This is a genomic window from Turicibacter sp. KK003, from assembly GCF_037014675.1.
GTDB classification, from domain to species: domain Bacteria; phylum Bacillota_I; class Bacilli_A; order MOL361; family Turicibacteraceae; genus Turicibacter; species Turicibacter faecis.
Map to the genome: position 1 here is coordinate 1243028 of NZ_CP142738.1, position 14905 is coordinate 1257932.

General features: G+C 40.4%; 17 protein-coding genes. 15 read left to right on the top strand and 2 right to left on the bottom strand.

The annotated features are described in order from the left end of the window. Positions 1 to 14 precede the first annotated feature (14 nt). The 13 genes from VXM77_RS06150 to gshAB all read left to right on the top strand — a co-directional run bounded on the left by VXM77_RS06150 (position 15) and on the right by gshAB (position 12749). Entirely contained in the window at positions 15 to 1151 is a 1137-nt protein-coding gene (locus VXM77_RS06150; protein ID WP_262950478.1) for a serine hydrolase domain-containing protein, read from the top strand. A gap of 306 nt (positions 1152 to 1457) precedes the next feature. Then, on the top strand, positions 1458 to 1901 hold the full coding sequence (locus VXM77_RS06155; RefSeq protein ID WP_161832021.1) for a 6-carboxytetrahydropterin synthase: 444 nt from the start codon (positions 1458 to 1460) through the stop codon (positions 1899 to 1901). Next, positions 1889 to 2557 (top strand): putative 7-carboxy-7-deazaguanine synthase QueE, encoded by a 669-nt coding sequence (gene queE, locus VXM77_RS06160; protein ID WP_161832022.1) that lies wholly within the window; start codon positions 1889 to 1891, stop codon positions 2555 to 2557. Before VXM77_RS06155 ends, queE begins: the two co-directional genes overlap by 13 nt. Before the next feature lies 1 nt (position 2558). Continuing rightward, positions 2559 to 3152 carry a GTP cyclohydrolase I gene (folE, locus tag VXM77_RS06165; protein WP_262950480.1) on the top strand — a complete coding sequence of 198 codons (594 nt, stop codon included), beginning with the start codon at positions 2559 to 2561 and terminating at the stop codon, positions 3150 to 3152. A gap of 12 nt (positions 3153 to 3164) precedes the next feature. Then, positions 3165 to 3824: a 7-cyano-7-deazaguanine synthase QueC gene (gene queC / locus VXM77_RS06170; protein WP_161832024.1), complete on the top strand. Its 660-nt coding sequence runs from the start codon at positions 3165 to 3167 to the stop codon at positions 3822 to 3824. A gap of 1 nt (position 3825) precedes the next feature. Continuing rightward, positions 3826 to 4323, top strand: coding sequence for a preQ(1) synthase (queF, locus tag VXM77_RS06175; protein ID WP_161832025.1), 498 nt, complete (start codon positions 3826 to 3828; stop codon positions 4321 to 4323). A 211-nt stretch (positions 4324 to 4534) separates the two neighbouring features. Continuing rightward, positions 4535 to 6067 (top strand): sodium-dependent transporter, encoded by a 1533-nt coding sequence (locus VXM77_RS06180; RefSeq protein WP_338507418.1) that lies wholly within the window; start codon positions 4535 to 4537, stop codon positions 6065 to 6067. A 65-nt stretch (positions 6068 to 6132) separates the two neighbouring features. After that, positions 6133 to 6750 carry a CPBP family intramembrane glutamic endopeptidase gene (locus VXM77_RS06185; RefSeq protein WP_262950483.1) on the top strand — a complete coding sequence of 206 codons (618 nt, stop codon included), beginning with the start codon at positions 6133 to 6135 and terminating at the stop codon, positions 6748 to 6750. A gap of 435 nt (positions 6751 to 7185) precedes the next feature. After that, positions 7186 to 7383, top strand: a complete 198-nt coding sequence (locus tag VXM77_RS06190; RefSeq protein ID WP_161832029.1) for a hypothetical protein — start codon at positions 7186 to 7188, stop codon at positions 7381 to 7383. A gap of 186 nt (positions 7384 to 7569) precedes the next feature. Beyond that, complete coding sequence (locus VXM77_RS06195) at positions 7570 to 7863, top strand: metalloregulator ArsR/SmtB family transcription factor (RefSeq protein WP_338507420.1); 294 nt, start codon at positions 7570 to 7572, stop codon at positions 7861 to 7863. Positions 7864 to 7866: 3 nt separating this feature from the next. Beyond that, positions 7867 to 9537: an FAD-dependent oxidoreductase gene (locus VXM77_RS06200; RefSeq protein WP_262950486.1), complete on the top strand. Its 1671-nt coding sequence runs from the start codon at positions 7867 to 7869 to the stop codon at positions 9535 to 9537. 1 nt (position 9538) lies between these two features. After that, complete coding sequence (locus VXM77_RS06205) at positions 9539 to 10939, top strand: MATE family efflux transporter (RefSeq protein ID WP_338505703.1); 1401 nt, start codon at positions 9539 to 9541, stop codon at positions 10937 to 10939. Next, positions 10851 to 12749 (top strand): bifunctional glutamate--cysteine ligase GshA/glutathione synthetase GshB, encoded by a 1899-nt coding sequence (gene gshAB / locus VXM77_RS06210; protein WP_338505704.1) that lies wholly within the window; start codon positions 10851 to 10853, stop codon positions 12747 to 12749. Before VXM77_RS06205 ends, gshAB begins: the two co-directional genes overlap by 89 nt. A 54-nt stretch (positions 12750 to 12803) precedes the next feature. Here gshAB and VXM77_RS06215 read toward each other — a convergent pair whose 3' ends face one another. Beyond that, complete coding sequence (locus VXM77_RS06215) at positions 12804 to 13250, bottom strand: DUF2383 domain-containing protein (RefSeq protein ID WP_161832034.1); 447 nt, start codon at positions 13248 to 13250, stop codon at positions 12804 to 12806. Positions 13251 to 13433: 183 nt separating this feature from the next. On the opposite strand from VXM77_RS06215, the gene VXM77_RS06220 reads away from it, so the two are divergent. Both VXM77_RS06220 and VXM77_RS06225 read left to right on the top strand, forming a co-directional pair. Beyond that, positions 13434 to 13757, top strand: a complete 324-nt coding sequence (locus VXM77_RS06220) for a competence protein TfoX (RefSeq protein ID WP_161832035.1) — start codon at positions 13434 to 13436, stop codon at positions 13755 to 13757. 16 nt (positions 13758 to 13773) lie between these two features. Next, positions 13774 to 14340, top strand: a complete 567-nt coding sequence (locus VXM77_RS06225; RefSeq protein WP_161832036.1) for a GrpB family protein — start codon at positions 13774 to 13776, stop codon at positions 14338 to 14340. A gap of 15 nt (positions 14341 to 14355) precedes the next feature. On the opposite strand, the gene VXM77_RS06230 is transcribed toward VXM77_RS06225, so the two are convergent. Further along, complete coding sequence (locus tag VXM77_RS06230; protein WP_161832037.1) at positions 14356 to 14868, bottom strand: DUF4358 domain-containing protein; 513 nt, start codon at positions 14866 to 14868, stop codon at positions 14356 to 14358. Positions 14869 to 14905 lie beyond the last annotated feature (37 nt).

The following is a 14905-nucleotide window of genomic DNA, read 5'->3' on the forward strand; positions in this document are numbered from 1 at the left end:
CCGTGGGAGGAATTATGAAAAAAAGAGTCGGGTGTATTTGTTTAGTGGCAGTCCTGACCCTCTTTGGAGGATGCGCGACGACCACTCATTTAAACGAAGAAGCACGGGAGAAATCGTCCAAACAAGTAGAAGAACAAGAAAACACCACAACGGTAATGTCTGGTCATTATCAGACACTGGCTCAGTCCTTGGATGCTTATTTAAAGGAACGCGCTTTCAATGGAGTCGCCTTAGTGGCAAGCGAAGGTGAAATGGTTTTATTACAACCTTACGGAATGGCAAATGTCAAGAATCAAGAAGCGATGAGTGTCGATCATCAATTCCACATTGCCTCGGTTTCTAAATCATTTGTCGCTGTGAGTATTTTACAATTAGTCGAAGAGGGGAAACTCTCCCTCGATCAAACGATTGAGTCGTACTTTCCGGATATGCCTCACGCCGATCAAATTACGATTCATCAATTACTCACACATACCTCGGGACTTTATTCTGGCGATGATTTAACCGATTACTCACGAGAAGTCTCGGTGATGGACGTCATTGCACCGGCATTTAAGGCATCAAACCTTTATTACGAAGAACCCGGAACCCAGTCTATTTATTCGAATTTAGGGTACGACGTGTTAGGGGCGATTGTTGAACAAGTGAGTGGACAGACGTATTCAGATTATTTAGAAGAACACATCTTTCAACCGGCAGGGATGACGGATTCTGGACTGAATGTTTCAGGTGAAAAAATTGAGCATCTCGCCACCGCGTATAATGGAAACATTGCCAATGGGGACGAGGCTAAAGTCTTACACCCCTCGTTCGGTTATTCATCAGGAGGTCTCCATTCAACTGCGATGGACTTATACAAGTATGATCGTGCCTTACGGGAAAATACCCTCATTTCAGGCGAAAGTTATCGTCTCATGACCCAGGCGTATTCAACCATCGGAACCTCGGCTTATGGTTATGGATGGTTTGTCAATGCAGGGGTTGAAAATACCGTGTCACACACCGGAAATCTTATCGGTTGGCATTCAATGTTTTTGCGCCATCAAGAAGATAAAGTGACCGTTATTCTCTTAACGAATCATGATGAGAGTGATATGTATATGGCGTATAACTTTGCACGTTTAGTTTTAGCAGAGAAAGAAACTTCTTAAAATAAAAGAGCGCCGGTTGATGGAAGAATGTTAATCAACCGGCTTTTTCTGTCAAAAAATAAACACAATGACTTGTCATCATTCGCTAACTATGGTATAAATAGGAGGTTCATTTTAATAGACAGTTCATTCAGACCATCCTGTCTTAAAACAAAACTAGGCTCATATCGATAAAAACAACGGGTGCCTATAGGCGCCCTTTTTTATAATGATGACGTTCACTGAGCGTCTTTAGAATAAAAAAGTTCCCTTTTATCTGTCTAGTTCAGGATAAACGGGAACTTTTTTTAGGTAGGAGAGAGACAGATGTTTACATTAAAAAGTGAAATTCAATTTGATACTGCGCATTATTTAAGCGGATATCAAGGAAAGTGTAAAAATATTCATGGGCATCGTTATCGATTAGTCGTTAAAGTTTCAAGTCAAGATTTGCATGAAACGGGTCACTTACGAGGAATGGTCGATGATTTTTCATCGGTCAAAGAAGCCCTTAAAAAGATTCATGATCGCTTTGATCACAAGTTAGTCGTTGAGGCGAGCGAAGAGGGGAAAGAAGTCGCCAAAAAATTAGAAGAATCAGGACTTGCGTTTGAAATCGTCTTTGTTCCCTATCGACCAACAGCTGAGGAAATGTCACGCGACATTTATCGAAAATTAAAAGCAGACGGGGTGGCTGTCACTGAGGTAGAGTTATTTGAAACCCCAACGAATAGTTGTATTTACACGGAGGAATATTCATGTTCAAAGTAATTGAAACGTTCGTCTCGATTGATGGAGAAGGGCCGACATCAGGCGAGTTAGCCGCCTTCGTCCGCTTTTCTGATTGTAATTTAAGATGTGCTTGGTGCGATACTACCTACTCATGGGATGGAACGAGTTGTGTTACAAAAATGGGAGTAGAAGACATTTACCAGTGGATTCAAGAGGCGAATGTTAAAAACGTGACCTTAACCGGTGGGGAACCATTAATTCAACCCGGCATTGAGCACTTGTTGGATCGATTAGTCCAAGATAATCGTTTAGTGATTCATATTGAAACGAATGGATCCATCGATATCACCCCATTAAAACATCGATATAAGGAACAAAACGTCCATTTTATTATCGACTATAAAGGTTGGGAGAGCCGAATGAATCGTCACATGTGCCTAAATAATCTAAATGTTGTCGATCAAAAAGATGTTTATAAATTTGTTATTGCGAGTGAGACGGACTTACAGGACGCGCTTTCGGTAATAAAACAGTCGCAGTTATCGACACGTTGCCCGGTCTATTTTAGCCCAGTCACGGATTTGATTTCCCCGGCAGAAGTGGTGGCGTTTATGAAAGAGAAGCAGTTAAATGATGTTCGCTTGCAACTCCAATTACACAAATATATTTGGCCAAAAGAGATGAGGGGAGTTTAACATGAAACGTCAGATTGATACTGAAAAAATTGAAGCATGTATTCGAGAGATTTTAGTTGCACTCGGGGATGATCCGACGCGTGAAGGACTAAGAGAGACACCGAAACGGGTGGCCAAAATGTATGAAGAGGTTTTTGCCGGGATGACGGTGAGTAATGAGGAGATGGTTCACTTATTTGGGACCACTTTTGAAGAGGAAGAGGTCGCTAACTCCCCCCATCAAGTCGTCATCGTGCGAGATATTCCGATTTTTAGTTATTGTGAGCATCATTTAGCCTTGATGTATAACCTGACGGTGAGCGTTGCTTATTTGCCAAAAGACAAGGTCATCGGGTTAAGTAAGATAGCGCGTATTGCGGATATGGTTGGGCGACGATTACAACTTCAAGAACGCATCGGGGAAGAAATTGCTGAAATTATCGAAAAAATTACGGGAAGCGAAGCGATTATGATTAAAATTGAGGGAGAGCATAGTTGTATGACGGCCCGAGGAATAAAAAAACCAGGAACCTCGACGACCACCCTCACGTATCGAGGGAACAAAATCGAACAAGACGCAAGTTTAAGACAAGAGTGGCTTATGCTACTGAATTAAGGAGAGAGAATCATGAAACAAAAAGCAGTCGTTGTATTTAGTGGGGGACAAGATTCAACCACTTGTTTATTTTGGGCGTTAAAACAGTTTGATGAAGTCATCGCGGTTACATTTGATTACCAACAACGTCATATCGCTGAATTACAGTGTGCAAAAGAAATCTGTCACGAATTAGGAATTGAACATCATGTGCTTGATATGTCTTTATTGAATCAGTTAGCTCCAAATGCATTAACACGTTCAGAGATTGACATTACACCAGGGGCGGAAGGGGAACTTCCTTCAACGTTTGTCGAAGGGCGAAATCTATTATTTTTAAGTTTTGCCGGTGTGTTAGCTAAAGTTAAAGGCGCTAAACATCTCATTACAGGGGTCTGCGAAACCGATTTTTCCGGCTATCCCGATTGTCGAGATATCTTTATCAAATCGTTAAATGTCACACTCAATTTAAGTATGGATACGGATTTCGTCATTCACACGCCCCTCATGTGGTTAAATAAAGCCGAAACGTGGGAGCTTGCCGACCAACTCGGTCAATTTGACTATATTCGGACCAAAACATTAACATGTTATGAAGGCATCATCGGAAGTGGGTGTGGGACATGCCCGGCTTGCCAATTACGCCAACGAGGGCTTGACCACTATTTAATGAAAAAGAAAGCGGGGAACTAAGATGAGCGGTCGTCAAAAAGAAGAATTAAAAGAAATTACCTTACTAGGAAATCAAGGAACAGCCTATGTCTATCAATATGATCCAACGATTTTAGAAGTATTCGATAATAAACATCCGAATAACGATTATTTTGTGAAATTTAACTGTCCTGAATTTACGAGTCTTTGTCCGATTACGGGGCAGCCTGATTTTGCGACGATTTATATTTCCTATATTCCTGGGCAAAAAATGGTAGAGAGCAAATCGTTAAAACTTTATTTATTTAGTTTTCGTAACCACGGAGATTTCCATGAAGATTGCATGAACATCATTATGAAAGATTTAATTCGTCTTATGGATCCAAAGTATATTGAAGTTTGGGGAAAATTTACCCCTCGTGGTGGAATTAGTATTGACCCTTATTGTAACTATGGACGTCCAGGAACAAAATACGAAGAAATGGCTAACTATCGCTTGATGAATCACGATTTATATCCAGAAAAAGTAGATAATCGCTAGAAAAAAGCAAAAAGATGTCTTCCAATCAAGGAGACATCTTTTTTTGCGAGCTAAAACCCTTTTCACCTAAAAAAATGTCCTTTTTGTGTCTTGCGAACTTGTTGGGATATGTTACAATACCCGTAGTTGCCTTAAAACGGTAAATTTTATTGAGAAAAGAGAGAATTACTGTAAAAAGGGGACTAAATGATTGAAAAAGGGGGAATTTTGTATGGCACGTCAACAATGGAGTTCGAGACAAACCTTTATTATGGCGGCAATCGGATCGGCTGTCGGACTCGGAAATGCCTGGCGTTTTCCGGGAATTGCCTATCAAAATGGAGGAGGCGCATTCTTAATTCCATATTTTGTGGCTCTGTTAACTGCGGGAATCCCGTTATTAGCACTTGAGTTATCGATTGGGAAACGATTTCAATCTGGTGCACCGAGTGCCCTTGCCAAACTCAACAAAAAATTTGAATGGATCGGTTGGTGGGGAGTAGCAACGGCCTTTTGTATTTGTGCCTATTATTCGGTCGTGTTAGCGTGGGTCATTGATTATGTTGGCTTATCCTTCCAATCGCCTTGGATGGAAAAAGCAGCAGCCGATATTTTTACCGGGGATGTTTTACAAGTCTCAAGCGGGATGTTTGATTTAGGTGGATTTAGCCCGGTGGTCGTCATCGCCTTAATTGCCGGTTGGTTCTGTATGTGGTATTGCATTCGACATGGGGTGACATCAGTTGGGAAAATCGTGAAATATACCGTGATTTTACCTGTTATCTTATTGGTGATTTTAATTGCCCGTGCCGTGACGTTACCCGGAGCCATGGATGGACTCAGTTATTATTTAACACCGGATTGGTCGAAGTTGCTCGATGTTAATGTTTGGGCGGCTGCTTATGGACAAATATTTTTTAGTTTAAGTATCTTATTCTCAATCATGATCGCTTACGGAAGTTACTTAAGTAAGGATGCGGAAGTAACTAAAGATGCTATGATTATTGGGTTTGCTGATGCCGCAATCAGTTTTTTATCTGGATTTGCCGCTTTCGGGACTTTAGGTTATTTAGCACAAATTAGTGGTGTTGCAATTTCTGATATGAGTCATACAGGAATTATGTTAGCCTTTGTGACCTATCCAGAAGCGCTTGGGCAAATGCCTGGAGGAAGTCTTGGGGTCATTTTATTCTCATTAGTCTTTTTCCTTATGTTATTCACGCTTGCGATTGATTCAGCCTTCTCAATTATGGAGGCGATTATTACAGCAGTAGTTGATAAATTTGGGTGGAACAAAGAGAAAACAACACTTTGGTTATGCGTCATCGGATGTTTAGCTAGCTTAATTTTTGCAACACGTGCTGGACTTTATTGGTTAGATATTGTCGATCACTTCGTCAATGATTTTAATTTAATCGCCATTGGCTTCGTTGAATGTCTCGCCTTGGGATGGATGTTTGGTGCTAAAAAATTACGCGGGTATTTAAATGAAAATACAGATTTTAAATATGGCGTTTGGTGGGATATTGCCATTAAATATATTTGCCCTGTCATTTTCTTATTTATTAGCATCACTTACTTAATCACAAATCTTCAAACGCCTTATTCGGGATACCCACTTTCACACCTCGTTACCGGAGGATGGGGAGTCGTTGTTTTAACCATTGTTGTTGGAGTAGTAATGAGTTTTATCCCGGGTAAAGAAGATTCTTATTCAAATCAACACGTTCACAATGAAGCATCAAATTTAGTCGAAAGTGAATAGTAAACGAATAGAAAAAAATGGTCCACTTCATCAAGTGGATCATTTTTCTGTCAGGGGGTTAGAGGATGATTTTAATGAATCAGCTTATAAGTGCTTTATTACAAGTCGGTTTGCTAATGGCGATTCCATTTCTTTATTACGTGTGCTCTCGTCGAGCATTTAGCGGCTTCTTTTCTTGGATAGGACTTAAAATAGGTAAGGGATTGCCACTCAAATGGATGTTTATCTTGTTTACAGCTATCGGCCTTGGGGTCTTTATTCCGTATCTTTGGCTTTATCAGACAGGATGTTTAACCTATAGTGGATTTGTTGTGGATTCTTTTTTAGAAAGTGGGTGGAGCGTTCAAAACATTTTAATCCTTGTTTTGTGGGCTTGTATACAAACAGCTCTCTCGGAAGAGATCTTCTTTCGGGGATTTTTGTTAGAATTGTTTGGACAATGGATCAATTGGGGATGGGCAAATCTGTTACAGGCCACGATTTTTGGACTGATTCATTGTTTTTCAGTCTTAAATCAGAGCATTGGGCCTATTTTTTTAGTTGTGGGATTAACGGCCGGTATCGGGTGGACACTTGGCTGGTTAAAGAAAACGAAGTCAGACGGGAGCCTTTTTGCGGGTATTTTGATTCACGCGGGCGCAAATCTCCTTTCAACAGTTCTTGTCTTTTGTTTCTTACTGTAAAAGTTGAGCATTCGCCTGACTAATAACTTTAGTAGTTGAGGAGATGTAAGGAGATAGACTGTTGTATTAGGTATCCTCTTAGTGTCAAAAGAAGAGTTAAAACATCTAATAAAGCGTGTTTGTTCTATGAATAGCCGTACCGGATACGTGTACGGTGGGCTCAAGGCTTCAAAGATGAGGGAGATAAATATTTAAGTGGTGATGTAAAACGTCGTCGTTGGGCATCTAGTCGTGTTAATGAAAGGGGGAAGAAACGTAAAGTTTTTTAAACAACGGGCTCCTCTCCCTTTTTTTCTCTTTAGAAATGAGTCAACTGGGTCCGACTAGGTTATTTTTAAATCAAATTTGACAAAATAAGTGAAAAATGTTACAATGATATCGTTTACTTCTTTGGTTTTAAGTAAATGGGGAAGAATATAATTAAGGGAGTTTGTTATGAGAGAGATAAGAAGACAGTTGTTACAAGCCCAACGGGATTTACAATCGCGTTATGAGGCCCCGCAGGATCTCATTGACCGATTACGGTCTGAAGGGAAAAGTATGAGTGAAATTGAGGGGGCGCTCTTTGAGATGAATCGCTTAAAAGGGGTTTATGAATCCGTTGAAACCGCATTAAGGATTTTAGAATCATAAAAATAGGAGGCAGATGATAAATCATCTGCTTTTTTTGTTGCTTTTTGGTGTGTATATATAGATAATTATCTATATATACGGATTTAATCGATTAGCTTAGACTTTAAAAAATGGTTGGTTGATCAATGAATAAAAATAGCAATGAGCATTTGCTCCTGAGTTAAGGATTCAAGAAGGAGGGATAGAGTGAAGGAGGAAGAGGTAGCCCAGTGCTTTAAGGCGTTATCAGATACGAATCGGCTAAAGATTTTAAGCCTATTAGTACAACGGGAACGGTGTGCGTGTGAGTTATTAGAATTTTTTCAAATTTCACAGCCGACGTTATCTCATCACATGAAGATCCTGGTTGGGTGTGGGCTTGTTCAATCAAGAAAAGTGGGGACTTGGAATTATTATCGGATTAACGAGGCAGGTAAAAAGGAACTTTTAAGACAGTTAAGTCAACTGCTTTCAATAACAGAAGAAGGAAAGGAAGATTAACAGATGAAAATTATTGTAATTGGGGCCGTGGCAGCGGGAACGTCTGCGTTAGCAAAAGCAAGAAGAAATAACGAGCAGGCTGAGATTAGCGTTTATGAAAAAGGAGAGCTTATCTCCTATTCGAGTTGTGGTCTTCCTTATTATATAGGAGGAAATATTGATTCTTTTCAAACCTTAACACCACGGGATGTCACCTTTTTCAAGGAACGCTATGCTGTAGAAATTAAAACAGCTCATGAAGTTCTTGCAATTGACCCTGAAAAAAAAGAAATTCAGGTCAAAGACTTAAAAACAAATCGTCAGTTTACGGATCGTTATGACGCACTTATTTTAGCGACAGGAGCGACGCCGTCTTTTCCACTTATTAAAGGAATGGAGCAATCGCATGTCTATGCGTTAAAAAGCGCACAGGATGCTTTAACGATTAAACAACACTTAATGTCCTATCATCCTAAAACGGCTGTCATTGTAGGGAGTGGATTTATCGGGTTAGAAATGTTAGAAGGACTTATTTCAGCGGGGCTCTCTGTCACATTGGTTGAAAAAAATCAACAGTTGTCGATCGGACTTGATCCGGATATGGCGCATTATTTTGAACATTTACTTTTGGAAAAGGGCGTGAATCTTTTAAAACAAACAACGATTCAAGAAATTTTACAAGATCACGTGGTGTTGCAAGATGGTACCTCTTTATCAGCCGACCTTGTTCTTTTGGCCACGGGGGTTCGTCCGAATGTGACCTTAGCAAAAAAAGCAGGCATTGAACTGGGAACAACTGGGGCCATTAAAGTCGATTCAACGATGAAAACGAGTCAGGAAGCTATTTACGCCTGCGGTGATTGCATTGAAACGTTTTCGCGATTAACGCAACAACCGATGTACCATCCGCTCGGGTCAACAGCGAACAAGACGGGAAGAATCGCGGGAGATGTTGTGACTGGGGGAACGCTGAGTTATCAGGGAAGTCTTGGCACGAGCCTTGTGAGCGTGTTTGATTTAACAGTTGCACGAACGGGACTTTCAGAAGACGAGGCGAGACAGGCCGGGTTTGACCTTGAAATCTGCCATACCATTAAGCCGGATAAAGCTCTTTATTTTAAAGGAAAGGAGCTAATGATTAAAGCGATTGCCGATAAAAAAACGCAAAAATTGCTCGGTGTTCAGGCGATTGGATACGATGGGGTGGATAAACGTATTGATGTCTTTGCTACATTGATCACCTATGGAGCGACAGTCGACGAACTCTTCCACCTGGATTTAGCTTACGCTCCGCAAGTTGCAACAACAAAAGATCCTGTCCATTACGTTGGAATGGCACTAGACAATGCTCTAAATCACGGTCGTCCTCTGATGACTCCGACGGAACTTCATCAACGATTGCAACAGGGGGAAGAAATTCAGGTCATTGATACGCGAGTTCGAGCGCAATATGAAAAAAATCATCTTCCTCAGGCGCGCCACCTCGCTCAAAGTGAGCTTCGTGATCAGTTAAAGACACTGAATCCACAACAACCTGTCGTGACGTATTGTAATAAAGGTGTGACTGGAAATGCCGCCCAAAATATTTTAATTAATCATGGATTCAAATGCGTTTATAACCTGTCAGGGGGACAAAAATGTTACCAAAAAACGCAGGCTCCTCACCGAGCTAGTCAGCAAAAAAAGGAGGAGTAGCATGAAAAAAATAGACATGACACAAGGGAGGGTTTCTACCCTCCTATTGACGCTAGCTCTTCCCATTATCGGGAGCTCACTTCTACAGTTTACCTATCAATTAGTAGATATGCTATGGGTGGGGCGCCTTGGAAGTGAGGCCGTTGCAAGTGTAGGATCATCAACCTTTTTCATTGGTCTTGGCTATGCGATTCAATCCTTTGTCGTGATTGGAACGGGGATTAGCGTGGCTCATGCTATCGGAGAAAAGAATAAAATAAAAATTAAAAGTTATATAAACGCTGGAACGCTCATTAACTTAATAGTGGGGGCGCTTTATGCGCTTTTCCTTACACTCAGTGCCAAGCGACTGATTGGGTTTTTAGATTTAAACCATGCGGGCGTTTCGCAAGGGGCGACTCATTATCTCTTAATTAGTGCCCCGATGCTCTTTTTTAACTTCTTTAATTTATTATACGCCCGTCTACTCAATGCTCATGGAAATAATCAAGAAGTTTTGAAAATTAACTTAATTGGAATCTTATTAAATCTCACGTTAGATCCGATTTTAATTTACGGATGTGGGCAAGGGGTGAGCGGTGCCGCGTGGGCCTCGCTAATAGCTAATGGAGTCATGACGCTTCTTTTTTATAGCCGTTTCCGTCCGCTATTTCGCTTTCAACCCTCGATTGGGTTTGAGCGAAAAGCGGCATGGGACATCGTAAGACTTGGGTTTCCGATGGCATTACAGCGCATATTATTTACATTTGTTAATATTGTGCTTGCCAAATGCATCGCGATATTCGGACAAGAGGCGATTGCTGCGCAAAAAATTGGTCTCCAACTAGAATCCATTGTGTTTATGGTTATTGGAGGTATTAATGGTGCGATTGCAAGCTTTGTTGGACAAAATCACGGGGCAATACAAAACGACCGTATCCGAATTGGAGTTAACTATGCATTAGGGCTTGCCGTAGGGTATGCCGCTGTGGCATCGCTACTGTTTATCCTGATTCCGCGCCCCTTGACGTTACTTTTTATTCAAGAGGAACACCCCATTAGGATGACGTGTCACTATCTACAAGTCATTGCTTGTTCACAACTTTTCAGTGCCATTGAAATGGTATTAAACGGTTTCTTTACAGGAATTAAGCGTCCGAACATTCCTGCACTGATCAGCATTATATTTACCTGTCTTCGAATTCCACTTGCCCTGTTACTCATGAAACCCTTTGGAGTCACTGGCATTTGGTTATCAATTGCAATATCAAGTCTATTAAAGGGATGTATGTCCTATTATTTATACCGACGAATCGTAAGGAGGCGATTGTTAAGTGGAAAAGATACGACTTCAGATGATCAATCCGACCATCGACATGACACCGATCATTCAATTGACGCGAAAGGGATATGTTGTGAATGAAAACGGGGAACCTGTTGAGGCAACCTGCTCATTTCTTCACACCAAGCATCCTTATTTTAAAATAGATCCAAAGGATGGGGGAATCATCCTCCAAACACCTGCCCTTTTAGGGACACAGGCAAGCTACGCGTTTTTACTTAATTTGCATCATTTATTATTATTAGAGTTACCTCATCATAGATACTTCTGGCAGCCACTTACGTTGCAACAAGGAGAAGAGGGCATACTTTCGTATCATTATTCTTATGCGAAACCGTTACATCATTTGATGAAGGGGTCATTAGAGGAACACGGTTTTTATCAGCAGATGACTCAGCGCGCCAGGTATTATCGCTGGTTTTTGACGGCTCTCTTTCGTTCAACGATTGAAATCGCTCAAGGGGAAGGGCCATCTTTAACGATTAAGCAGTTACAAGCAAATCCTTTTGATCCGTGTGGGATTTCACAAGGGGATCTTCGTTTCCTTCATCTATTTATGATTTACCTTTTAACTCAGGAAATCGATGAATCATGGGGGGAAGAAGGAGAACAAAATCAAGAGCGGGTGTCTAAACGACTCGATTACAATACGCCATTAAAACGCCAAGGGCATACGATTAGTCAACGGGAGTGGGCGTTAGCCATCTTCAATGAAATGGAGCAGTTAAACAAAAAACTCTCACTCCAAGGGGAAAACGAATTCTTACTTATCAAACAACGCGCGTTAAGTTATCCCTTTACGTGGGCCTATTCCATGCGTAAACGCAAACAACAAATGGGCGGGGTCGAAGCACCACTTTCGTTAGCGCGGGAGTATAAGCAACAGGCGAACGATGGCCGATTTCGATTGTTAGGGTATGAAGATCTTGAGTTATCGACACAAATTTTAATGAAGGAAGCAATCAAGCAAGGAATTTGCGTGGATGTTTTAGATGCCTCTGAAAATTTTATTTCTCTTGGACAGGGAGAGCGAATGGAATATGTGAAACAGGCGACTAAGACATCAAAGGATAATTATGTCTCTGTCTTAATGATGGAAAATAAATTAGTCACAAAAAAAATTTTGGAACAAGGGGCGATTCGCGTTCCCAAAGGAAGTGAGTTTCATCACTTGCAAGATGCCTATCAATCGATTGGAACGTTTAGCGGGCATCCACTTGTGATTAAACCGAAATCGACGAACTTCGGACTTGGAATTAGCATTTTTCAAACGGGGGCTACAGAGGAAGCTCTTAAAAAGGCATTACAGTTAGCGTTTTCTCATGATCAGACGGTTCTGGTTGAAGAATTTATTCCTGGTAAAGAATATCGTTTTCTTGTGATTGATGATCAAGTGGTAGGTGTCCTACACCGTGTCCCAGCCAATGTTATCGGGGATGGAATTCATACCATTGCTGAATTGGTGGCGAAAAAGAATGAGAATCCTTTACGCGGACAAGGGTATAAAACGCCACTTGAAAAAATTAAATTAGATGAACAAGTTGAGCTTTTCCTAAGTCAAAGTCATCGAACGGTTCAGGATATTCCGGCAGAAGGTGAGACTGTTTATTTGCGGAAAAATTCTAACATTAGTACGGGTGGAGATAGTATCGATTTTACAGATGTCATGCCTCAACGATTTAAAGAAATTGCTGTTGCGGCCGCCCAAGTGGTCGGTGCGAAAATTTGTGGGGTCGATATGATGATTGAACGTGAGGGCGATGAGGAATCCCCTTATGCGATTATTGAACTGAACTTCAATCCGGCTATCCATATTCATTCCTATCCTTCGATTGGGGTGGAGCGGAATATCGCCCAACATATTTTGAAACTATTAGAATTTACGTCGTAAGGAATTAAACGAAAAAAGCAGCGGGAGTGATGTCCTCTGCTTTTTTTCATGGTGTTAAAATTTAAAGTGTTCGAGTGTTTTTAGTGTTGTTTTGTAATCATTTACAATTTCGGTCATTCCTTCAGTCACCTGAGTTGGAGGCGTTAATTCTTTTAACGCTTTTAATGACTTCTCACTATTTTTAATTCCCATATCGATCGCTTTAACGGCATGTTCAAGGATTTCTTTATCAGTATCTACAAAGACCTCTTTTAATTTTTCAAACATCAGGGCCATTTCACCTTCAATGCCTAACGAGTCGTGGACTTTTCCGCCCAATTCTAACACGGCGGCAGAAATTTTTTGATCGTGTGAATGAAAAATCGAAAGGATATGACTTAACTGGTGTTTTAGTTTTCCATCCTGAGCCTTTTCTTCATATTTTTTAAATGTCTCGGTCCCCATTTTAATTCCTTTTAAAAATTTATTTAACTCTTTAAGAATTGCCTTGTTATTTTCCATTTTTATCACCTATCCTGCTTAATTTTCATTAACTAGCATAACCGGCGGGCACAAAACTATACGGCATGGACGCTGTTTGTATAAAAATAAACAGTTTTTCTATATTAAATAGAGGTCAACTTTTCATTTTTATATCTTGAATGAATCGTTGCTTTAGTCCATCGAGTAGGGAGGTCTTTAATTATGTCATCAAGTCCATCTTATGTTCAGTATGTGTTAGAACAATTATCTGAGTTAGAAGACATTCGCTGTCGCGCGATGATGGGAGAGTATCTCATTTATTATCGTCAAAAGTTAGTCGGTGGTATTTATAATAATCAATTTTTAGTAAAACCCATCCTCTCAGCCATTAATTATGTTCAAACACCAGAATATACGATTCCTTATGCTGGAGCAAAACCGATGCTTCTCGTTCCTCATCTTGATTCTCGATCCTTTGTGGCGGGATTATTAGAGGTGATGTATCCGGATATTCCTCTGCCCAAACCTAAAAAGAAAAAAACTTAGAAAGGAAAGAGGCAACATGCAAAAAGAATTATCAGAAATGAGCTTAGAAGAGTTATGGCAACTCTTTCCCATTCAATTAAGTGAGCCACAACCTCATTGGATTAACTGGTATGAAGAAGAAGCTCATCATTTAAAAAAACTCCTTTCATTAAGCGAAGAGCTGAGGATAAGCCATATTGGGAGCACGGCCATTTCAGGCATTTGGGCTAAGCCTATTATTGATCTTTTAATAGAAGTGGCCGATGATGTGGCGCTCGTGCAGGTTGAAAAGACATTGATTGCTTCAGGATATCAGTGTATGTCAAAAATGCCGGGAAGGATTTCCTTTAACAAAGGGTACACGAGTGAAGGATTCGCAGAAAAGGTCTTTCATCTTCATTTGCGTCGATTGGGGGATCACGATGAACGATACTTTTGTGCGTATTTAAATCAACATCCCGAAATTGCTAGCGCTTATGAACAACTGAAATTGATTTTATGGAAGAAATATCCTAACGACCGGGATGCGTATACTGAAGCTAAATCCGAATTTGTAACTAAATACACGTTAATGGCGAAGGAAGAAGGGATTTTAATTCGTTAAAAAATGTCAATGAATTCATTGACATTTTTTAGTTGTTTTTAAGTCAAGGACGGCATTCAGTTGTTTTTGAGCCTGAAGTGGGTGATTCAAGAGAAGGAAAATTAAATAATCATCATGTTCATAAATAAGGGCATTTTGGGCTTTGTTAAAGTTAGCCTCATCTTGATTGAGAAGACTTTGATTCATCCGATATTGTTGATGAATCTTATATGCGTCAATGACAGCTTTTTTCTTCCCATGAATCGGTTTAATAATAAAAAGATCACTCATTTTTAAGTCATCGGTTCCATACGATAAATAGCACTCTTCAATGAATGAGGGGTTGAGAGAGATAAAATTTTGAATATCTTCTTTGCTTATCCAATGGATGGTATCATACTCCTGTTGTTCAATGATTTGAATGATCGTTTGTTGGATTTGAGTAGGCCGCGGCGTAGGATTAGTAGGGGATATTGAATCCTGGGTTAAGGGGTGACAGGCACAAAGTAATAGGAAGGTCATCGTTAAAAGTAAACCGTTGCGTTTCATGTTAGGTGCCTCCTCTTGAGCAACAATCATATGCTTA